Raw genomic sequence first — 19,223 nt, 5'->3', positions numbered from 1 at the left:
GCGCGGTCTGGGCCACCGAAAGGGAATCCACATGATCATCGCGGGACTCGTGCTCACCGGCGTCGCGGCGCTGGTCCACATCGTCATCTTCTACCTGGAGTCGATCGCGTGGACCGGGGCGCGCGCTCGTGCCGTCTTCGGCACCACTGAGGAGGAGGCGCGGGCCACCAAGGCGCTCGCCTTCAACCAGGGCTTCTACAACCTGTTCCTCGCCATCGTGGTTCTCACGGGGATCATCCTGTTCGCCGCCGGCCAGGGTGCGGCAGGGGCGGCGCTCCTGTTCGCCGGTGCCGGATCGATGGCGGCAGCAAGCCTGGTGCTGGCACTCTCCAGCCCCGACAAACTCGCGGCCGCGATGAAGCAGGGCATCCTTCCCGCGCTCGGCGTGATCGTTCTCGCCATCGCACTGACCGCGTGACCACCCCCCATTCAAAGAGAAAGTGATACCACGTCCATGTCACAGTTCACCTCCACGCAGATCCAGCTCGCGTCCCGCCCGGAAGGCTGGCCGACGCACGAGAACTTCCAGACCGTGCAGGCCACCCGCGGCGACCTGCCGGAAGGGCAGGTGCGGGTGCGCAACGAGTTCATCTCGGTCGATCCCTACATGCGGGGCCGGATGGACGACGTCCGCAGCTACGTCGCTCCCTACGCACTCGGTGAGACGATCACTGGCGGAGCCATCGGCAGGGTGATCGAATCGGCTGCCCATGATGTTCCGGTCGGAGCGGTCGTGCTGCACCAGCACGGCTGGGCCGACGCAGTACAGGCGGATGCGGGAACCTTCACCGTGGTGCCCGAGGTGCCGGGCCTGCCGCTCTCGCTGCGGCTGCACATCTTGGGGATGACCGGCCTGACCGCGTATGTGGGTTTGACGACCATCGCGGGTCTGCGCGAGGGAGACACGGTGTTCGTCTCCGGAGCGGCTGGTGCTGTCGGCACCGCGGTCGGACAGATCGCGAAACTGCTCGGGGCCAAGCGTGTGATCGGCTCGGCCGGATCGGAGGAGAAGGTCGCGCTCCTGACTCAGAAGTACGGATACGACGCCGCCTTCAACTACAAGGATGGCGACATCCGCGGGCAACTCGCGCAGGCCGCCCCTGAGGGCATCGACGTGTACTTCGACAACGTCGGCGGTGACCACCTCGAGGCTGCGCTCGCCGTGTTCAACGACGGCGGCCGGGCCGCGTTGTGCGGTGCGATCTCCAGTTACAACACCACCGAGCCCAGCCCCGGACCCGACAATATGGCCAACATCATCACTCGCGCGCTCACCCTGCAGGGATTCACCCTCGCGAGCTACCTGCACCTGGCGCCCGAGTTCTCGGAGAAGATGACAGCCTGGTTCGCCGCGGGACGAATCGCCTACGACGAGACCATCGTCGACGGATTCGAGAACACAATTGACGCCTTCCTCGACATGATGCGCGGAGCGAACACCGGCAAGATGCTCGTGCGCGTCTGACGACGTCAGATGACCCTCACCGCGGCGATCCGGGCGTGCAGGTGCACGTCATGCCATCCGTCCGCGTGCAAGGCGGCGTCGCGCATGGTGCCTTCAGCCGTGAAGCTCGCTCTGGGGGCGTTGGCCGCGAATGCACGAAGGGCCGCACCCGATGCACGGGTGCGGCCCTCCTGGCGGTGGTGATCAGCCGATCGAGCCACGTACCTTCGCCGCGCGTGCGACACCGAGCAGCAGCCCACCGAGGAGCATTGCTCCGAGTGCTGCCAACCCGAGGTCCGGCCCGACGGCGGCCCCTGTCTCTGCCAGGGAGCCGTCACCATCCGTACCGCTGCCGTCCGCGGCCACGATCTCCAGCGGAGCCCAGCCGATCAGGGTGCCGTCGGCGGCCTGGACCACGATCTGGTGGTCGCCCAGGGTGGCGTCAGCCGGGATGGTAAGGGTGGTCGTCCCGTCATCTGCCACGGTGCCGGTGGCCAGGAGTACCGGATCCGAGTGCAACCACACGTGCACCTGCTCACCCTCGCTGCCCGCCACGGTGACCTCGATCGAATCCCCGGGCTCCGCCGTCGCCGGAGCGGTGACACTCCCGCGGGAGTCCTCGGTGAGGTCCTCGTCCGGGGTGGGAACAGGCTCGGTCGAGGGGTCGGTCGGCTCAGGGTCAGTGGGCTCCGGATCGGTCGGCTCGACGCACTCGTCACCGGCTGCCGCTCGCAGGGAGACGCCGTCGTGGGCGGTGTCGGAGATCCACAGCACTCCCGGCGCCACCTCGTCGTTCACGTCGCACCAGTCGAATGCGATGCCCTCGTTGGTGTAGTCCGGGTTCATCCCGGTCGGGGCATGGTAGGTGAGCCCGCGGGTGAGCTCGCCGTCATCGAAACTAAGCACCGAGGTGCGGTTGTCGCACGTCTCGTCGCACAGCACCCACAGCTCGTTGGCGCCAGCGCGCCAGTCCAGGCCCATCGCCGCCGGCATGGCCTCGCTCGAGGCGACGGACTGCAGGTGGGTGGCGGTTCCATCGGACTCCAGGACCACGAGGTGGATGTCACCGGTCGACTCCACGGCCACGGCGAAGATGCCGCCGAAGTGCTCGCCGTACGCGGCCGGGTCGTAGGCCACGCCGTCGGTGTTACGGACCCCGAGTGCCGTGGCGTCGGCGTCGGAAATCCACTCGATCCCCTCCAAGCCGCCGTTCGCGCTCAGCTGGCCGGTGATGTCAGCCAGGTTCCACTCGTGCGTGGCGGTCCCGGTCTCGGTGTCCACGCGCAGGACCGACGGGCGGCTGGTGCCACCGGCGGCGTTGTCACGCTCGGTGGAGACGAAGATCTGGCCGTCCTCGGTCACGGTGACACCCTCGGTGTCCGGTTGGTCTCCGCCGTCGGCGTAGGTGACGATCTGGGAGTCGGTGACGACGTACGCCTCGCCCTCGGCCTCCATCGTGACCAGCTCGGAGGTGCCGTTGTTGACCGCGTACACGGTGCCGTCGGTAGCGATGTCGACCCCTGACATGTCCTCACCGAAGGTCCCGGCGGCGACGGCGTCAGTGATCTCGTTGGCGAACGGCCACGGCTCGGCCTCGATCTCCGGTTCGACGATCTCATCGCATGCGTTCGGGAGTTCATGGGTGCTCTCGGACGTCTCGGCGAAGGCGCCGGTCATGTCCGGGCAGCGCCCGAGCGTGATCGGGGCGTGGTCCTGCCAGGCCACCGAGTCCACCACGGTGCCCTCGGCGTCGCGCAGGGTGGCGCTGTCCGGGTCTCCGAGTCCGAAGTTCGGCTGGGTCATGAACGCCGCATACCCGCCGGACTCGATCTCGCCGGAGAGTTCGACGGGCGGGTGCGTGGGGTCGTTGTCGATGAGGGTCCAGCCGGTCAGGTCCAGCGACTGCTCGGTGTCGGTGTTCGCCAGCTCGACCCAGTCGCCGATGCCGCCGTTGGACTCGATCTCGTTGATGACGATCGGGCTCTCCGAGTTGCGGGCCACGTTGGCCGAACCCGGGGTGGGCCGGGTGTCGACGAAGGCTCCGGTGGCATCCGGCACGCGGCCCTCCGTGAACGCGTGATCGGTCCATTCGTAGGAATCGACCAGGCCGAGACCGTCAGCGAGGTAGACGCGGATCATGTCGTTCTTGCCGAGACCGAAGCCGTCGTCGGTGATGTTGGTCTCGATCACCAGGAACTCGCCCGGCTCGAGCGTGGTGCCCGCAGCGATCGGGAGGGCCTTGAGGTCACTGTCGTCGCGCAGGATCCAACCCGAGAGGTCCACCTCGGCCTCGCCGTCATTGACCAGCTCCACCCAGTCCTCGCCGTCATCCGGATCGTCCGACATGACCTCGTTGACGGCGATGGTCTCCTCGGCGTCGTACCACTCCGGCTCGTTCCGCTCCACGTTCGCGGCGCCGGGGGTGGGCTCGGTGTCGGTGAACTCGCCGGTGCCATCGGGTACACGCCCCTCGGTGAAGGCGTGATCGGTCCAGGCGTAGGAGTCGACGGGCGTCTCGTCCGGGGTGAACAGGCGGGCCATGTCATTCGAGCCCAGTCCGAAGCCGTCAGCGACCTCGTTGGTCTCGAACACGGCATACGCGCTCGGCTCCAGCACGGTGTCGTCGGCGATGGTGAAGGTGTGGTCGTCATCGTCATCGCGGATGATCCACCCGGAGATGTCGACGGCCTCGGTGCCGGTGTTCGTGAGCTCGACGAAGTCGGGGGAGTCGTCGTCGCTGTTGGACTGCACTTCGTTGATGCGCACGTCGGTGTCGGCGGCAGCAGCGGGGGCAGCGAGGATGATGCCAGTGGCCGCGCTGCCCACGAGGGCGGCGACCGTGGCGAGGGAGAGAGTGCGGCGCACAGGTACTCCTTCGGATTGGGGCCACCTGTGATCCTCTCGGGGCGTGGCGAACACTGGATGAACGAGCCGCGAACGCCCGGGTGCCGGTGGATGACGGCTCCGGCCGCGCCTCGCGCTCCTACCCGCCGCCTTTCTGACCGAACTGACACGACGACGCCCGTGTGCGGCAGCATCGCGCCGCACTCCACGCGGCTGTGTCGGTCCGGTCAGCGGCGGCGCATAGGCTCAGCCGGATGGAGTGGTGGCAGCAGATCGTCGACCGGATCGGCCCGGTGGGCGCGCTCGCGCCCACGGCCAGGGAGTTGCTGGTGCTGCTCGGGCTCGTGGTCGCTGTGGTCGTGCTGGGCCCCGCCTGGCGCGCGGCCCGGCTCGGCGTGACGCTCGTGCACGAGCTGGGGCACGCCGTCATCGGCGTTCTCTGCGGCCGGCGCTTCACCGGCTTCGTCCTGCGGATGGACGCCTCCGGACATGCGGTCACCCACGGGCCGACGCGCGGATTCGGGCGGATCGCCACCACCTGGGCCGGGTACCCCGCCCCCGCGGTAGTCGGGGCCGTCCTCATCGTCGCCGCAGCCCACGGCTGGGCGCCCCCGGTGCTGGCACTCGCCCTACTGATTCTCCTCGGCTCCCTGATCCGGGTGCGCTCGGTCCTCACCGCCGTCGTCCTGCTCGCCTTGGTGTCCGCGGTCGGTCTGCTGTGGTGGGCGGCGGACTCGCTCTGGCAAGGACTGGCGGTGCTGGGGATGGGTGCGCTCCTGCTGGTCGGATCCTGGCGGCACCTCGGCTCGGTGGCCCGCGACCGCAGCCGGGGTAGCGACCCGGCAGTGCTGGCGGCACTGACCCCCATTCCCCGGATCCTGTGGATCGCCAGTTTCGTCATGATCCTGGGGGTCGTCACCTGGTGGGCCGTGCTCGCGATCATCGCCTTGTTGCCCTGACTGCGACAACGACAAGAGTAAGATACCCTAGGGGGTATACAAATCAGATTCGATCGAAGGGAACCCCATGTGCCGTCCCGTCTCGTGCGACACCTGCGGAAAGACCACCTGGGCCGGCTGCGGTGAGCACGTCGACCAGGTGATGAGTGCCGTACCCCAGGCGCAGCAGTGCCCCGGACACCCGCTGGCCGAGCAGCAGCCCCAGCCAGGATTCCTCGCCCGGATCCTGGGGCGTTGATCCGATGCTCACGCAGGATGCCGAGGCCCAGCGCCGGATCCTCAACCGCCTCCGTCGGGCCCGTGGTCAGCTCGATGCGGTGATCACCGCGGTGGAGGAGGGAGGCTCGTGCCGAGCCGTCGTCACCCAGCTGGCGGCCGTCTCCACCGCCTTGGACCGCGCCGGGTTCACGGTCGTCTCCTCGGCGATGAAGGAGTGTCTCGCCGATCCGGACGGGGTTGCCGAATCCGAGGACGGGCTCACGACGGAGGAGCTGGAGAAGCTGTTCCTCTCGCTCGCGTGACCTGTCAGACTCGCCCGTCTCGCGCGCGCTCCAGCACGGCGGCGATATCCGGCGCGCGGTAGCCAGGGCCCTTGAGCACCTTGCCGTCCTCCCGAAGGATCGGGCGGCCGTCCACGCCCAGCTTGGACAGGTTCGACGCCTGGATCTCTGCCAGCACCTCCGTCAGCGGGATCCCGCATTCCAGCGCCATCCCGTACAGCACGTACACCAGGTCGCCGATCGCATCGGCCGCCCCGACGGCGTCCCGTGCGTCGTCTGCAACCCTCACCGCCTGCAGGTAGGCGGCCTCCAGCACCGCCTCGGCCTCCCGGCCGTAGACGGCCCCGACGAGCTCGGCGAACTCCTCGGCGATCAGGGCCATCCGCATCGGCACGCGGCTGGAGTCGAGCGACGGGGCCGATCCGACCGGCACGTCGTAGACATGATGGAACTCCCGCACCAGCGCTTCCGGCACCTCGGCGCCGGCTGTGGTGAGATCGCCTGGTCCCACCCCGGGTGTGGCGTGGGTGCTTGCTGTCGCCCCAGCCGTGGCGGCGTCAGCGCCTGAGGAGGGGCCGCCGTCGGGAGGCAACGCAAGCCTGCCCGCGCACGTGTGCCAGGTACCTCCGGACTGGAGGTGCTCGACCACGCCGCGCTGCAGGCTTGAGGTGAGCGGAAGGGCGTCCAGATCCACGTGCCCGCGGCGAGCGAACACGAAGAACAGCACGTCCGCCGCGCCGGGGCTGGACTCCCCGGTGAGGCGCCAACGGCGCCCGAACGCCACAATGTTGGACCGCTCGGGCAGGACCTGTGCCAGTTGCGGGTCCAGTAGCCAGCTGTTGCAGTGCAGACCGGCGATCGGGAGTTCGGGGAAGTGGCGGGCGAAGAACGGCCCGACACGTGCGAAGGAGGCGTCCACCGCCGCGGGGTCGAGCGGGCCGGTGCGTGGGATGTGCGCGGAAGCGAGGAGCTCGTCGCCGGCGCGCTCGACGGTGTACTGCAACCGGCCGAGCCAGTACAGCCCGCCCGCCCAGGTGTTGATCAGCCAGTTCTGGGTGTGCAGTCCGAACTCGCCGAAGGCGAGCCGGTGCACGGCGACTTGCTGGCCGAGGTCTGCCAGTGACCGCCAGGAGATCGCCTCGGGGATGCCCCGGCTGCGGTGGAAGGCACGGATCTCGGGCAGGGTGGCCAGGAAGGTGAGGATCGCGCGATGGCCCACGGCTGCGCGCTCGTCGGCGTCGCTGCTGGACTCGATCCGTGGCCAGATCTCGCCAGGGATCTCGCGGGTGACATCGCCGAGGCGGCGGGAGAGCTCGTGGACATCGGCCCGGATTTGCTCGATCGTGGCGTCATCGAGAGCGCGCTCACGAAGTTCGAGGGTGGCGGCGGCGTCCTCGGGTGTGAAACCGAGCAGGGTGAGGGTCTCGGGGAGATCCGGGGCAGCGAGGCGGGCGCGGATGAGGTCGGCGGTCAGGATCATCGCGGGTCGTCGGTGCCTGCTGGGTCCGAGCCGTGGCCTGCGGTGCCATGCGGACGAGCGCCACCGGTCCCAGTGGTGTCACTGGCCTCATCGGAGTCGGTCGCATCGGTGCCGGTGACGCGGTCCACTGCCTCGCTCACCTTCTCCAACGGAGTATCGACGCCGGTCACGGCCACCTGCTGCTCGAACGCCCGGGCGGCAAGCTGGTTGGCCCGCTCGCGTTGCTCCGCGGCGAGCACATCCAACTCGTCCGCGAGCTCGGTGGCCCGCTCGACGGTGCCCGGATCGGTGGGATCCATGTCGGAAAGCTCGGCCTGGATCTCCATCACCCGGGTCCGGAACGTCAGGCTGTCCATACTCTCCAGGGTACCGATCGCCCGGCCCGCACTGGAGGGAATCCTCTCACCGCTGCCGAATCCCCCTTCCACTGGCTGTTGGGTGGTTCGGTGGCGGGAAGGGGATTCGGCGGCCGGGGCGCGGCGCCCTCGTGGTGGGCTGTGGCGAGACATCGCCCGCCGTGGTGGTCGTGCCGGGCCCGGCCGGTCTACCGTGTGAGGGATCACCGCCAGCGCCGCCTCAGGAGAGAACTGTGACCCACGCGCCGATCGACGCCACTCGCACCACCAGCTGGGCCGATCTCATGGCTCACTGCCGTGTGCTCGAACCGAACCTGCGAGGGTGGTTCGCCGACGATCCCGGGAGAGCGGACCGGTTCACCCACCAGGCGGCCGACCTGCACGTGGATCTGTCGAAGAACCTGATCACGGACGAGACCCGGGACCTGCTGCTGCAACTGGCCGAGGATGTGCGCCTGCCGGACCGGATCGAGGCGATGTTCCGCGGTGATCACATCAACGTCACCGAGGATCGCGCCGTGCTGCACACCGCGCTTCGCCGGCCCGCCGGTATGCAGCCGCCGCTGGTCGTCGACGGGCAGGACGTCGACGCCGACGTGCACGCCGTGCTGGCCAAGGTGTACGACTTCGCCGGGAAGGTGCGCAGCGGGGAGTGGACAGGTGTGACGGGCAAGCCGGTGCGCACGGTGGTGAACATCGGCATCGGTGGATCCGACCTCGGGCCGGTGATGGCGTATGAAGCGCTGCAGCCGTACGTGGCGGACGGCCTCGAAGTGCGCTTCGTCTCCAACATCGACCCCACCGACGTGGCCGAGACCACCCAGGGCCTGGACCCGGAGACGACGCTGTTCATCGTCGCCTCCAAGACGTTCGGCACCCTGGAGACCCTGACCAATGCCCGCCTGGCGCGGGAGTGGCTCTGGAAGGAACTGATCGCGGCCGGCGCGATCGAGGATGTCGACGACGCACGCACCGCTGCGGTGTCCGCGCACTTCGTGGCCGTCTCCACCGCCCTGGACAAGGTGGCCGCGTTCGGCATCGACCCGGAGAACGCCTTCGGCTTCTGGGACTGGGTCGGCGGGCGCTATTCGGTGGACTCGGCCATCGGTACCTCCCTCGCGATCGCGATCGGCCCGGAGCGCTTCGCCGAGTTCCTCGCCGGATTCCACGCGGTGGACGAGCACTTCCGGACCACGCCGCTGGCCCAGAATGTGCCGGTCCTGATGGGCCTGCTGAACGTCTGGTACGTCAACTTCCTGGGCGCGGAGAGCCACGCGGTGCTGCCCTATGCCCAGCATTTGCACCGCTTCGCCGCCTACCTGCAACAACTCACGATGGAGTCCAACGGCAAGAGCGTGCGCTGGGACGGCACGCCCGTGACCACCGACACCGGGGAGATCTTCTGGGGTGAGCCCGGCACCAACGGCCAGCACGCCTTCTACCAGCTGATCCACCAGGGCACCCGCCTGATCCCGGCCGACTTCATCGCGGTCGCTTCGCCGGCGCACCCGTTGAAGGACGGGGAGACCGATGTTCATGGTCTGTTCCTCGCCAACTTCTTCGCCCAGACCAAGGCGCTCGCGTTCGGCAAATCAGCCGAGGAGGTGCGGGCCGAGGGGACACCCGAGGCCATCGTCCCGGCCCGGGTGTTCGAGGGGAACCGCCCGACGACGTCGATCCTCGCCCCCGCGCTGACTCCATCCGTTCTCGGGCAGCTGATCGCCCTGTACGAGCACATCACCTTCGTCCAAGGCGTGGTCTGGGGTATCGACTCCTTCGACCAGTGGGGCGTGGAGCTGGGCAAGCAACTCGCCACCGAGCTCGCTCCCGCCGTGGCGGGGGAGGCTGAGGCGCTCGCGAACCAGGACGCGTCGACGAAGGCGCTGATCGAGAGGTACCTCGAGTTGCGCGGATGAGGTTCTGCTCGGCTGCGTTCGGCCCGACGGCGTCTCTTACCGAAGGTGACCAGCGAGGCGTGAGGCGTGAGGCGCCGTCGGGCTCCGCCATTGCGGAACTGTTGGACCCCGTGCCGGCGCGCCCTACTCGTGGCGGCGGTCGAACGCGGCCCGCACCTCGGCAGGAATGCGACCGCGGGTCGAGACCGTGTAACCAGCCTCGAGCGCCCACGACCGGATGGCCGCCGGAGTCGGTGCGGCGGCGCTCGCGAGCGCGCTGGTGCGCACCTCGCCGATGTTCTCCCCGGCGATCTCGGCCAACGTGGCAGCGAGGAACCGATAGGTCCATTCCTGCGCAAGCGCCCGAGTTTCGCAGAACACGATCGGGACCTGGGGGAACCGCGCGTGGTGTTCGGCCACGGCTTCGGCCACGACCGATGGCCGCACGTGCTCGAGCGCGAAGACCTGGGAGTACCTGTCCTCCACCACGATCGCGGCACGCGGCAGGTCGCTGAGGTCGGCCGCGAGGTAGCGCATCTTGCCAGTGGTGAGCGTGCTGACGAGGTCGCTCAGGCTCTTTCGTTCAACGGAGGCGATGACGGCGCCGTCGAGCTCGACCGCATAGTCGCCCGCGGCCAGTGGTGCCTTTCGCGTGGTGGCCTGTTGGTGGCTGAACTTCCAGGCGTATCGCTCGTGGCTGTCGACCACGATCTCCAGCCCGGCCAGGCCACTCGCCCTGGCTGTGGGGATGGCGACGGTGGGGCGCGCCTGTTTCGCTGTGCGTGCGGTCTGCCAGAACACCGCTTCCCGGCCACCCTTGATTCGGGTGAGCACGAACTGGCTGCGGTTCTCGCGGGAGCGGTCCAGGACGAGATCGATCGCAGTGCCCCGGCGCCGGCACGACCGCACGGGAACAGCCTCCACGATCTCCGGTTCGCTCGGCCACCCGACCGCGCGGTGGCAGTAGACCTTCCCGGTGCGCGGCCAGACCTCGCGCGTCTTGAGCACGATCCCGTGCTCGCCCAGCGGGATCCGCAGCAGATACGGCAGCGTGCTGCCTTCCTCGGGGTTCCGGGCGATCAGGAAGTCCTCCGGCATGGCGCCATGCTACGGCGCGAGGGGACCGGGGTCGCTACGCCTTTGAGGTGGGAGCCTATGTGCTTGTGGTGTGGGTCCGGAGCGTAGGGGCACACCCGATCCGCAGCATCATGACCTTGCTGAGGTGCGGCGTCAGGCGTCAGGCCCGGGAAACGGGTCGGCTGGCCGGGGTGTTCGTGGCTGGAGATTGGCGGGAAGGGTGATGTCGTCGACCGAATCGGCGAGGTGCAGCGTCTCGATCAGTTCCGGCACCCGGCGCGTGATCGATTGCCAGACCTGCTCATGGTCGACCTTGTCATAGTGGTGTGCGATGAGATTTCGCATCGCGGTGACGGCCGGCCAGGGGACGTCGGGGAATGTGTCCTTGTAGTCGCTGTGCAGCTTTTCGACGATGTTCCCGATTGTGATGAGGTAGCGCTCTGCCGCTGCCCTCAGAAGTTCGCCGTCGGTGTCGTCGGCGAGGAATGCGGCATGGCCGCGCTCGACGATCCGCCCGCACCGGATAGCCACCTCGACCAGGTCGCCCAGTCGGCGTCGCGTCTGCTCCGGTGAGAACGGCCGGGCGTTCTTCGGGTATCCCCGACCCTTCTGGTACATCCGCTTCTCGTCGGCGCTCGCATAGTCGGCCTCGTCGCGGAGGTGCTGCTCGTCGGTGTCGGTCACAGGGCGATGGCCTCGCGCCGGGCTTCGGCGGCCGCTGCACCGCCGGAGGTCCGCGAGACGACGTCGACATGGACGGTCAAGAGTCGTTCGAGATCCTCGATCAGCTCGGCCTTGTCCACGAGGTCGAAATCTGCGGGGTACGTCGCCATGAGATCGACATCCGAGTACGGAGTGTCGTCACCGCGAGCGATCGACCCGAAGACCTTGACGTCTTGCAAGCCGTGTTCACTTGCCACGGCAACGACCTCGCGACGTCGGTTCAGAAGAATTTCCCGCGGCCGTACCAGGAGCGCCTTCGACAGGTGACGTCGGGCCTCGTCAGACGGTTGGCGCCGACCGCGCTCGATAGCCGCGATCGTCGACTGCTGGACGCCGCTGAGCTCGGCGAGTCGTTGCTGGGTCAAGCCGACCGCCTCACGCCGCGCTCGGAGGAACTCACCGAAGGTGCTCACCGATTCAGTATAGCAAATCTGCGATGAAGCGACCTGGGTAATCCTCCACGTCGTCAACCAGATTGACGTTCGATTTTCTGGGTGGTCGGGACCCGGGACGGGGCGAGGATCTTGACGCCGACCCGCAGCCGTGCCATGGTGAATGCACACAAGATCACTATTGAATGGATATGCGGAGATGCTGACGACGGACCTCGAGCAGGTGCTGATCTGGCGCGCCGAGCGCGATCGCATCGCTGCGGCCGAGCCCGCGGAGAAGGCGACCTTGCTGGCCGGTCGAGCGCAGGCCATCCGACGCCGCGTGGTGCAGATGATCATGGCCGCGGGACAGGGGCACGTGGGCGGGGACATGTCGGTGACCGACATCCTCACCACCCTGTTCTACGAGACGCTGCGGATCGACCCGGCCGACCTGCCCGAGAACCGCGACCGGTTCATCCTCAGCAAGGGCCACTGCGCTGCCGCGCTGTACGCGACGCTTGCCTCCTGCGGCTACTTCTCACCGAAGGAACTGGGCACCTTCATGGCAGAGGGGTCGGCGCTCAACGGCCACCCGAACCGGGTGAAGGTCCCCGGGGTCGAGACGAACACGGGGCCGCTCGGGCATGGCCTGCCGGTCGCCGTCGGGCAGGCGGTGGGCGCCCACCTAGCCGGCTCACCGGCCCGGATGTTCGTGGTGGCCGGAGATGGTGAACTGCAAGAGGGCAGTAACTGGGAGGCCCTGATGGCCGCGGCGCACTACGGCCTCGAGAACCTCACCCTGGTGGTCGACCGGAACCGGCTGCAGCAGGGCGCACGCACCGAGGACACCAACGGGCTCGACCCGCTGGACGCGCGGCTCGCCGCCTTCGGGTGCGAGGTGCGGTCCGTGGACGGGCATGACCACCTGGCACTGGCCGAGGCATATGCACCGCCGGTCACGGGTGGCCCGGTGGCGGTCATCGCCAACACGATCAAGGGCAAAGGAATCAGCTTCATGGAGGATCGGGTCGAGTGGCACCACAAGGTGCCGACGAGCGAGCAGGCCGAGCAGGCACTTCTGGAACTCGCATGACCGCCGTCGACGTCGCAGCCCCCGTGCACGACAACCGCAAGGCGTTCGCCGAGGAGCTCATGGCGCTCGCTGCGGCCGACCCCCGGATCGTGGCCGTGTGCAACGACTCGGTCGGCTCGAGCAACCTGGTGGAGTTCCGCGAGCGCTTCCCGGACCGGCTGATCAATGTGGGGATCGCCGAGCAGAACATGGTGGGCGTGGGTGCCGGGCTTGCCAGTATGGGCTTCGTGCCGTTCGTTTGCGCCGCCGCCCCCTTCCTCACCGGCCGGTCCCTGGAGCAGATCAAGGCGGACGTGGCCTACTCCCAGCACCCGGTGATCCTGTGCGGGATGAGCCCCGGCATGGCCTACGGCGAGCTCGGCCCCACGCACCACTCGGTGGAAGATCTCTCCTGGCTGCGCGCCCTGCCGGGACTCGACATCGTGCTTCCCGCGGATCGTGCACAGACCCGGGAAGCGGTGCGGATGCTCGCCGCCGAGCCGCGTCCGACGTTCATGCGGGTGGGCCGGCACAAGGTGCCCGACCTGCCGGAGCCGTCCACCCTCGAGCGGGGCCGGTTCCAGCAGGTGCGTGACGGCGCAGATGTCACCATCATCGCCGCGGGCACCATGGTCTCCCGAGCGCTCCAGGCTGCCGAGGTGCTGGCTGCCGAAGGTGTCACCTCGCGGGTGCTGAATGCCTCCTGGCTCGCCCCGTTCGATGACGACGCCGTGCGTGCAGCCGCCGCGCAGACGCGTGCGATCGTCACCGCCGAGGAGGCGAACGTGTCGGGTGGACTCGGAGCCGCGGTGGCGAGCCTGGTCGCCACCCTGCCCGCGGGGCAGCGGGTGCCGGTGGAGATCCTCGGCCTGCACGACTTCGCCCCGACCGGGAGCACGAACGTGCTGCTCACCCGCGCCGGCCTCGATGCCGAGCACCTCGCCGAAGCCGCGAAGGCGGCGATCGCCCGTGCCTGAACCGCTCGTGGTCAGCGTGGACCAGGGCACCAGCGCCACGAAGGCGCTGGTGGTGGATTCACGCGGCCGCGTGGTGGGGCGGGCGACCGTGCCCGTCTCGATGGCCCACCCCCAGCCGGGATGGGTGGAGCAGGATGCCGAGGAACTGCTCGCCAGCGTGCACGCCGCCGTCCGTGGCGCCGTTGCCGACGCTGCCGTCGAGAACAGCGGTGGCGTCGTGAGCGTCGGTCTGAGCACCCAGCGCGAGTCCGCAGTGATCTGGGACCGTCGCACCGGCGAACCCCTCGGACCCGTGCTCGGCTGGCAGGACCGGCGCACCAGCGCCGCTGCCGACGCCTTCGAGGCCGGCGACGCCGCACGGGTCCAGGAGATCACCGGTCTCCCCGTGGACCCGATGTTCTCCGCGCTGAAGCTCGCCTGGCTGCTGGACCAGGTGGACTCCGATCGCCGTCGCGCCCGCGCCGGCGAGATCTGCCTGGGCACCGTGGACTCCTGGATCGTCACCCGGATCACCGGTGAGCACCGCATCGAGGCCGGCAACGCCAGCCGCACCCAGCTGCTGGATCTAGCCACCGCCAACTGGTCACCCGAATTGCTGGACCGCTTCGCCATCCCGGCCGAAGCCCTGCCGCGCGTGGTGGCCTCCGACGAGCCGACCGCCAGCGCCGACTGGGGCGGCGTCACCGCACCCCTGACCGCCGTGCTCGGCGACTCCCACGCCAGCCTGTACGGCCACGGCGCCCGCCGCCCCGGCGAGGTCAAGGTCACCTACGGCACCGGCTCCTCGGTGATGGCACTGGCCGAGGAGGCTCCGCCGTCGGGAGGGCTCGTGCGCACGGTGGCCTGGCAACGAGGCCCGACGGCGCAGCTCGCCCTGGAGGGCAACATCCTCGCCTCGGGCGCCACGCTGGTGTGGGCGGCTGAGCTGCTCGGGGTGAGTGTGGCCGAGCTCGCCGACCTGGCCGCCCGGGTCGGGGATGGCGGGGTCGATCTCGTGCCGGCCTTCTCCGGCCTGGGGGCGCCCTGGTGGGACACCGCGGCGCAGGCCGCACTGACCGGGATGACGCTGGGCACCGGGCGCGCGGAGGTGGCCCGGGCGGCCGTCGACGCCGTCGTGCTGCAGATCGAGGATGTGCTCGAGGCAGTGTCCAGGGCCGGTACACCGGTGGCGACCGTACTCGCCGACGGCGGTGGGTCCGCCAACGACTGGCTCATGCAGCACCAGGCCGACCTGTCCGGGCGGCAGGTACACCGGGCCAGGGTGAGTGACCTGTCCGCCCTGGGGGCCGCGCACCTGGCCGGGGACGTGGCCGGGCTGTGGACAGATGCACCGCCGACGCCCTTCGGTCCCGGCGGCCCCGACATCTTCACCCCCCGACTCGACCCCACGCTGGCGGACGCTCGCAGACAGAGGTGGGCGGCCGCCGTCGGGCGGGCACGTGGACTTCAGCAGTGACGTACGGCGAGAGAAGAGGACCCTCATGACACAGCGATACGGTGCCGGAATCTGGCACTTCGCCACCTACGTGGACCGGTACGCCACCGACGGCTACGGCGAGCCACGCACCATCCTGGACGCCATCGCCCTGGCCGGCCAGGTGCCCGACCTGTCCGTGGTGGACCTGAACTACCCCTTCTTCGGGGGCAACTTCAGCAACGAGCAGATCGGCGCCGAGCTGGAGAAGGCGGGGCTCGACGTCATCGGCATCACCCCGGAGATCTACACCCGCGTGTTCGCCAAGGGCTCGTTCACCAACCCCGACCCGGGCGTGCGCAGGCTTGCCAATGAGTTGTGCACCGAGGCCGCGGGCGTGGTGCGCCACTTCGGTGCCGACTACGTCAAGCTCTGGCCCGGACAGGACGGCTGGGACTACCCCTTCCAGGTGGACCACGGCGCTCTGTGGAAGAACTCCCTGGACGGCGTGGGCCAACTCGCGCAGGAGAACCCGGACCTGAAGTTCGTGATCGAGTACAAGCCGCGCGAACCACGCGTGCACATGAGCTTCGACTCAGTGGCCCGCACGCTGCTCGGGATCGAGAAGATCGGCCTGCCGAACGTGGGTATTCTGCTCGACTTCGGGCACGCGCTCTTCGGTGGCGAGTCCCCGGCGGACTCGGCCCAGCTCGCGATCGACTATGGGCGTCTGTTCGGTATGGACGTCAACGACAACCTGCGCGGGTGGGACGACGACATGATCGCCGGCTCGGTGCACCCGATCGAGCTGTTCGAGTTCTTCCACGTGCTGCGCCGCAACGGCTGGGAGGGCGTGTGGCAGCTCGACCAGTTCCCGTTCCGGGAGGACAGCGTGCAGGCAGCCACCTGGGCGATCGACTTCCTCAAGCGGGTCGAGCGCGGCCTCGACCGGCTCGACATGGACGCGCTGGCGCAGGCGCAGGCCAGGCACGACGCTGTCGCCGCAGGACGCATCGCGCAAGACGCGCTATTCGGTGTCGACTAGCCTGGCAGTATGCCTATGGTGACCCAGTCCGCCTCGGAGCGGCTCTCCCTGCTGACGAAGGTTGCCCTGATGTACCACGAGCAGGGCGTGCTGCAACCGGAGATCGCTGCCCGCCTGCACATCAGCCAGTCCCGGGTCTCCCGGCTGCTCAAGGAGGCCGTGCAGATCGGGGTGGTGCGCACGATTGTGGTGCCGCCACTGGGCGTGCACGCGGCGCTGGAGCAGGAGCTGAAGGATGCGTTCGGTCTTGTCGATGTGGTGATTGCTGACGTCGACGAGAGTGAGACAGGGCTGCTCTCGGGTTTGGGTTCTGCGGCGGCCGGGTATCTGGAGACCACGCTGACCGGGAAGGACCGGGTAGGTATCTCCTCGTGGTCCTCCACGCTGTTGGCGACGGTGGAGGCGATGACGCCCCGCAACACCCGCACTGCCACCGATGTGGTGCAGGTGCTCGGCGGGGTGGGTCGGCCGAACGTGCAGGTGCAGGCCACCCAGCTAGCCGACCGGTTCGCGCGCGTGACGAAGGCAGTGCCGCGCTATCTGCCCGCACCGGGAATCGTCGCGGGCCCGGCACTGCGAGATGCGCTGCTGGCCGAGCCCTACACGCAGGAGCTCGTGCAGGCCTGGGACGACCTCACCGTGGTGCTCGCCGGCATCGGGAGCGTACAGCCCTCCCCGCTACTGCTCCAGTCGGGCAACGCGCTGGGTGAGGAGGAGCTCGCTCGGTTGCGAGACCTGGGAGCGGTCGGTGACGTATGCCTGCGGTTCTACGACACCGACGGGGCGCCCGTGGTCAGTGATCTCGATGACCGCGTGGTGGGTATCAGTACCGAGCAGCTCGCGGCCGTGCCCCGCACGGTTGGCGTGGCCGGTGGCGAGCGCAAATGGGAGGCGATCCGCGGTGCCGTGCGGGGCAAGTGGGTAGATGTGCTGATCACGGACAGCCGGACCGCGAGATACCTGCTCGGGGCCTGAATCGCTCGGGGCCTGGGCCGCTCGCCCCGGGAAATCCTTGTCAGCCGGATCTGACAACGTCAACCGGACCACAGAACGGAAATCGCTCGTCGATCTGGCGGTCCAGATCGACGAGCGATTTTCTGTGTGTGCGCCCGTGGTCATGGTCGCCCGTGGGCGAATGGACCACGACCGCCTTCAGGTCAGGGTCGGGCAGAGGGCTCCGCGTCGAGCCACTCCGTGAACTCGTCGAGGCGGAGGAACATGTCCTCGAACATCAGGCGCACGTCCACGCGTGTGTAGACGCGGATCGAGCGCCCAGCATTGGTGGGGACGAACCGGCCGGAGTCCTCCACGATCGGGGCCGGTAGCACCGCGTAATCGCTGGAGGTCGTGTCCGGCTGGAAGAAGGACTGCAGGCCGGTGAGCAGGATCAGTGGCTGGTCGCCGAGAGCGTACGTCTCTGACCGTAGGGACCCAGTGGCCTGGGCCACGTCGCGCAGCGTCTGATAGAGGTGCTCGCCGAGCGCTCCCTTGGTCTTCACCCGGCGGCGCAATTCGGTGTCGGAGACCAAACACTGCCGGTAGATGTTCCTCGGCACCTGCCAGATCGGCATGGTCGAGTCGTTGAACAGCACCTGTGCGGCGGTCACGTCAATATTGAGGTTGTACTCCGGGTCGCCCGCACCGTCAGGGGCATAGGCGTGCCCGGCGTACTCGGGGCCGCCGATCCAGACGAGGGTGAGCCGGTCGGCGATGCGTGGCTCGAGCAGGTAGGCACTGGCCAGATCAGTCAGGCCGCCGCCGGCGGCGTAGAACAGCGGGGTGTCGGATTCCCGCATCGCCTCGGCGATGATGGCCCGAGCGGCCGGGGTGTCGTGCGGGGTGGTGCGGTCAGTGAGCGCAACCTCTGAGCCGGTGACCACGCGATCGGACGGGTCCAGGCCCATGAGTTCCAGCGTCTTCCCGAGCACCGTCGCAGCGTTCGCTGCCGAGTGTCCGCTCGGGTCCCATCGATCCCCGACCGCCAGGTGTGAGGCGACCAGCAGTGGCGTATCCACGGAGGGAGTCAGCAGGTGGTGGACCACGTGATACAGGTCGTCGGGGTCGCCGGCGAAGTCATTGTCCACGATCACCCGCGCTTCAGGGGTGCCGGTGACGTCCCTTTCCAACCATGGGAATTCGTCGATCGTCCATCGTGCGGGCATTGTTCCTCCGTCAGAATCGGGGTTCTTGCTGGTGGCTACGGGGAGTGCCGTTGCGAGAGAGGTCATCCCTACTTCACTGCTCCGGCCGTGATTCCCTTCATGATCCGCTCCGAGAAGACCAGGTAGAGGATCAGCAGGGGAATGGTTGCCAGGCTCAGTCCGGCGAAGCGGAGCCCGAAGTCGGCCCCTCCCTGCCCGGTACCGAGCATGGCGATGTCTACCGGAAGCGTGCGCGATCCCGGTGCTGTCATCAGGACGGAGGAGAACAGGTATTCGCTCCAGAGCCCGACCACATTGATGATGGCGATCGTGGCCAGAGATGCCTTGGCGAGTGGTACCGCGACGTGTCCGAACACTCCGAACTTGCCGCAACCATCCACCATGGCCGCCTCCTCCACCGCTCGGGGAAGGTTCTCGAAGTAGGCACGCATGATGATGATGCTGATCGGTAGCCCGAATGCGGTATACAGCAAGGTCAGCCCGATCAGGCTGTTGCGCATGCCCAGCTCTTCCATGAAGTAGTACACGGGCACGACGAGGGCGTGCACCGGCATCGCGAGCATGGCAACCAGGCCGATCAGTACCACTTTGTTGCCCGGGAAAGTGTGCCGGGACAAGGCATATCCAGCCATCATCGAGAGCGTGCAGATCAATGCCAATGCGGCGACGGTCACCACCACGCTGTTGATGAGGCTGCCGCCGAGCGAGCTCTCGAAGAGCGCCACGCGGTAGTTCTCGAGCTGGACGCCGTCCGGCAGCGCGAGTGGAGCCCTGAGGAACTCCCCGTGCGTCTTGAACGACGAGATGAACATGAACAGCAGGGGGACGGCCACGAAGAGGGTCCACCCGATGAGGGCGGCGTAGCCCGCCGACAAGCCGAGTCGTCGCGCGATCATGATGC

The 19,223-nt window shown here is 68.4% G+C and carries 19 protein-coding genes; 10 read left to right on the top strand and 9 right to left on the bottom strand.

Annotated features, from left to right (window positions below):
* Positions 1 to 31: 31 nt before the first annotated feature.
* Both FV560_RS00435 and FV560_RS00430 read left to right on the top strand, forming a co-directional pair.
* Positions 32 to 418 (top strand): DUF1304 domain-containing protein, encoded by a 387-nt coding sequence (locus tag FV560_RS00435; protein WP_159618179.1) that lies wholly within the window; start codon positions 32 to 34, stop codon positions 416 to 418.
* A 36-nt stretch (positions 419 to 454) separates the two neighbouring features.
* Complete coding sequence (locus FV560_RS00430; RefSeq protein WP_159618177.1) at positions 455 to 1,465, top strand: NADP-dependent oxidoreductase; 1,011 nt, start codon at positions 455 to 457, stop codon at positions 1,463 to 1,465.
* Between the two features lie 183 nt (positions 1,466 to 1,648).
* Here the strand turns inward: FV560_RS00430 and FV560_RS00425 are convergent, their stop codons facing one another.
* The gene (locus FV560_RS00425) at positions 1,649 to 4,309 is read right to left on the bottom strand and encodes a lamin tail domain-containing protein (protein WP_159618175.1); all 2,661 of its coding nucleotides are present in this window, start codon (positions 4,307 to 4,309) and stop codon (positions 1,649 to 1,651) included.
* 233 nt (positions 4,310 to 4,542) lie between these two features.
* Here FV560_RS00425 and FV560_RS00420 point away from each other — a divergent pair, with 233 nt between their 5' ends.
* A complete protein-coding gene (locus FV560_RS00420; protein WP_159618173.1) occupies positions 4,543 to 5,247 on the top strand; it encodes a M50 family metallopeptidase in 705 nt (234 codons plus the stop codon).
* A gap of 43 nt (positions 5,248 to 5,290) precedes the next feature.
* On the opposite strand, the gene FV560_RS00415 is transcribed toward FV560_RS00420, so the two are convergent.
* Positions 5,291 to 5,497 carry a hypothetical protein gene (locus FV560_RS00415; protein WP_159618171.1) on the bottom strand — a complete coding sequence of 69 codons (207 nt, stop codon included), beginning with the start codon at positions 5,495 to 5,497 and terminating at the stop codon, positions 5,291 to 5,293.
* On the opposite strand from FV560_RS00415, the gene FV560_RS00410 reads away from it, so the two are divergent.
* Positions 5,490 to 5,768, top strand: a complete 279-nt coding sequence (locus FV560_RS00410) for a metal-sensitive transcriptional regulator (protein WP_159618169.1) — start codon at positions 5,490 to 5,492, stop codon at positions 5,766 to 5,768. The two genes, FV560_RS00415 and FV560_RS00410, sit on opposite strands and share 8 nt — an antisense overlap.
* A 4-nt stretch (positions 5,769 to 5,772) precedes the next feature.
* On the opposite strand, the gene FV560_RS00405 is transcribed toward FV560_RS00410, so the two are convergent.
* Both FV560_RS00405 and FV560_RS00400 read right to left on the bottom strand, forming a co-directional pair.
* The gene (locus FV560_RS00405; protein WP_159618159.1) at positions 5,773 to 7,227 is read right to left on the bottom strand and encodes an acyltransferase domain-containing protein; all 1,455 of its coding nucleotides are present in this window, start codon (positions 7,225 to 7,227) and stop codon (positions 5,773 to 5,775) included.
* Positions 7,224 to 7,583 carry a hypothetical protein gene (locus FV560_RS00400; protein ID WP_159618157.1) on the bottom strand — a complete coding sequence of 120 codons (360 nt, stop codon included), beginning with the start codon at positions 7,581 to 7,583 and terminating at the stop codon, positions 7,224 to 7,226. The genes FV560_RS00405 and FV560_RS00400 overlap by 4 nt, the downstream gene beginning before the upstream one ends.
* 233 nt (positions 7,584 to 7,816) lie before the next feature.
* Here FV560_RS00400 and pgi point away from each other — a divergent pair, with 233 nt between their 5' ends.
* The gene (gene pgi / locus FV560_RS00395) at positions 7,817 to 9,499 is read left to right on the top strand and encodes a glucose-6-phosphate isomerase (protein ID WP_159618155.1); all 1,683 of its coding nucleotides are present in this window, start codon (positions 7,817 to 7,819) and stop codon (positions 9,497 to 9,499) included.
* Positions 9,500 to 9,622: 123 nt separating this feature from the next.
* On the opposite strand, the gene FV560_RS00390 is transcribed toward pgi, so the two are convergent.
* From FV560_RS00390 to FV560_RS00380, 3 genes are all read right to left on the bottom strand, one after another.
* A complete protein-coding gene (locus FV560_RS00390) occupies positions 9,623 to 10,576 on the bottom strand; it encodes an Lsr2 family DNA-binding protein (protein ID WP_159618153.1) in 954 nt (317 codons plus the stop codon).
* A 132-nt stretch (positions 10,577 to 10,708) separates the two neighbouring features.
* Positions 10,709 to 11,239, bottom strand: coding sequence for a HepT-like ribonuclease domain-containing protein (locus FV560_RS00385; protein ID WP_159618151.1), 531 nt, complete (start codon positions 11,237 to 11,239; stop codon positions 10,709 to 10,711).
* Positions 11,236 to 11,691, bottom strand: coding sequence for a helix-turn-helix domain-containing protein (locus FV560_RS00380; protein ID WP_200837460.1), 456 nt, complete (start codon positions 11,689 to 11,691; stop codon positions 11,236 to 11,238). Before FV560_RS00380 ends, FV560_RS00385 begins: the two co-directional genes overlap by 4 nt.
* Positions 11,692 to 11,869: 178 nt before the next feature.
* Here FV560_RS00380 and FV560_RS00375 point away from each other — a divergent pair, with 178 nt between their 5' ends.
* Genes FV560_RS00375 through FV560_RS00355 form a run of 5 tightly spaced genes read left to right on the top strand, consistent with a single transcriptional unit; the run spans position 11,870 to position 17,135 of the window.
* On the top strand, positions 11,870 to 12,745 hold the full coding sequence (locus FV560_RS00375) for a transketolase (RefSeq protein ID WP_159618147.1): 876 nt from the start codon (positions 11,870 to 11,872) through the stop codon (positions 12,743 to 12,745).
* On the top strand, positions 12,742 to 13,701 hold the full coding sequence (locus tag FV560_RS00370) for a transketolase family protein (protein WP_159618145.1): 960 nt from the start codon (positions 12,742 to 12,744) through the stop codon (positions 13,699 to 13,701). The genes FV560_RS00375 and FV560_RS00370 overlap by 4 nt, the downstream gene beginning before the upstream one ends.
* Positions 13,694 to 15,157: an FGGY family carbohydrate kinase gene (locus FV560_RS00365; RefSeq protein ID WP_159618143.1), complete on the top strand. Its 1,464-nt coding sequence runs from the start codon at positions 13,694 to 13,696 to the stop codon at positions 15,155 to 15,157. The genes FV560_RS00370 and FV560_RS00365 overlap by 8 nt, the downstream gene beginning before the upstream one ends.
* A gap of 25 nt (positions 15,158 to 15,182) precedes the next feature.
* Positions 15,183 to 16,160 carry a sugar phosphate isomerase/epimerase family protein gene (locus tag FV560_RS00360; RefSeq protein WP_159618141.1) on the top strand — a complete coding sequence of 326 codons (978 nt, stop codon included), beginning with the start codon at positions 15,183 to 15,185 and terminating at the stop codon, positions 16,158 to 16,160.
* 9 nt (positions 16,161 to 16,169) lie between these two features.
* Positions 16,170 to 17,135 (top strand): sugar-binding transcriptional regulator, encoded by a 966-nt coding sequence (locus FV560_RS00355; RefSeq protein WP_159618139.1) that lies wholly within the window; start codon positions 16,170 to 16,172, stop codon positions 17,133 to 17,135.
* Positions 17,136 to 17,317: 182 nt separating this feature from the next.
* Here the strand turns inward: FV560_RS00355 and FV560_RS00350 are convergent, their stop codons facing one another.
* On the bottom strand, positions 17,318 to 18,322 hold the full coding sequence (locus FV560_RS00350) for a nucleoside hydrolase (RefSeq protein WP_159618137.1): 1,005 nt from the start codon (positions 18,320 to 18,322) through the stop codon (positions 17,318 to 17,320).
* Between the two features lie 68 nt (positions 18,323 to 18,390).
* On the bottom strand, positions 18,391 to 19,218 hold the full coding sequence (locus tag FV560_RS00345) for a carbohydrate ABC transporter permease (RefSeq protein ID WP_159618135.1): 828 nt from the start codon (positions 19,216 to 19,218) through the stop codon (positions 18,391 to 18,393).
* Positions 19,219 to 19,223 lie beyond the last annotated feature (5 nt).

It is taken from the genome of Ruania rhizosphaerae (genome assembly GCF_009805705.1).
GTDB lineage: Bacteria > Actinomycetota > Actinomycetes > Actinomycetales > Beutenbergiaceae > Ruania > Ruania rhizosphaerae.
This window is presented reverse-complemented; position numbering and strand designations above follow the sequence as displayed.

Excerpts from the sequence above, each read along its gene's own strand:
- FV560_RS00350 (WP_159618137.1), bottom strand. The coding sequence starts at position 18,322 with ATGCCCGCACGATGGACGATCGACGAATTCCCATGGTTGGAAAGGGAC.
- FV560_RS00355 (WP_159618139.1), top strand. The coding sequence starts at position 16,170 with ATGCCTATGGTGACCCAGTCCGCCTCGGAGCGGCTCTCCCTGCTGACG.
- FV560_RS00405 (WP_159618159.1), bottom strand. The coding sequence starts at position 7,227 with ATGATCCTGACCGCCGACCTCATCCGCGCCCGCCTCGCTGCCCCGGAT.
- FV560_RS00435 (WP_159618179.1), top strand. The coding sequence starts at position 32 with ATGATCATCGCGGGACTCGTGCTCACCGGCGTCGCGGCGCTGGTCCAC.
- FV560_RS00420 (WP_159618173.1), top strand. The coding sequence starts at position 4,543 with ATGGAGTGGTGGCAGCAGATCGTCGACCGGATCGGCCCGGTGGGCGCG.
- FV560_RS00410 (WP_159618169.1), top strand. The coding sequence starts at position 5,490 with ATGCTCACGCAGGATGCCGAGGCCCAGCGCCGGATCCTCAACCGCCTC.
- FV560_RS00360 (WP_159618141.1), top strand. The coding sequence starts at position 15,183 with ATGACACAGCGATACGGTGCCGGAATCTGGCACTTCGCCACCTACGTG.
- FV560_RS00345 (WP_159618135.1), bottom strand. The coding sequence starts at position 19,218 with ATGATCGCGCGACGACTCGGCTTGTCGGCGGGCTACGCCGCCCTCATC.
- FV560_RS00375 (WP_159618147.1), top strand. The coding sequence starts at position 11,870 with ATGCTGACGACGGACCTCGAGCAGGTGCTGATCTGGCGCGCCGAGCGC.
- FV560_RS00390 (WP_159618153.1), bottom strand. The coding sequence starts at position 10,576 with ATGCCGGAGGACTTCCTGATCGCCCGGAACCCCGAGGAAGGCAGCACG.
- FV560_RS00400 (WP_159618157.1), bottom strand. The coding sequence starts at position 7,583 with ATGGACAGCCTGACGTTCCGGACCCGGGTGATGGAGATCCAGGCCGAG.
- FV560_RS00370 (WP_159618145.1), top strand. The coding sequence starts at position 12,742 with ATGACCGCCGTCGACGTCGCAGCCCCCGTGCACGACAACCGCAAGGCG.
- FV560_RS00430 (WP_159618177.1), top strand. The coding sequence starts at position 455 with ATGTCACAGTTCACCTCCACGCAGATCCAGCTCGCGTCCCGCCCGGAA.